The sequence below is a fragment of the Rhizobium ecuadorense genome, from assembly GCF_001187535.1.
Taxonomy (GTDB): Bacteria; Pseudomonadota; Alphaproteobacteria; order Rhizobiales; family Rhizobiaceae; genus Rhizobium; species Rhizobium ecuadorense.
In genome coordinates, this window is record NZ_LFIO01001849.1 from 1 (window position 1) to 239 (window position 239).

Consider the following 239-nt stretch of genomic DNA (forward strand, 5'->3'; position numbering starts at 1 on the left):
GTGATATACTGCGTGAATTCCTGTTCCGCCGTGCTGTAATCGCCGGACAGCACGTGGCCATAGGCGGCCTTGTATTGGTCGGCTTCGCTGCCGAGCGAGGCGGTCTGCTGCGGCGTTTTGGTGTTGGCATCGGGAATCGGCCCGGAACCGATTGTCGCATTTTCGTCGACGCTTCCGCCGATCGGATTACCGCTCTGATCGAAATCGATCGAGCCGAGCTCCTTCGGCGGCTGGCCGAG

At 61.1% G+C, this 239-nt stretch carries 1 pseudogene; it reads right to left on the reverse strand.

Features of this window, described 5'->3' with window-relative positions:
* A pseudogene (locus AF337_RS39060) lies at positions 1–239 on the reverse strand (tol-pal system protein YbgF); the annotation flags it as partial.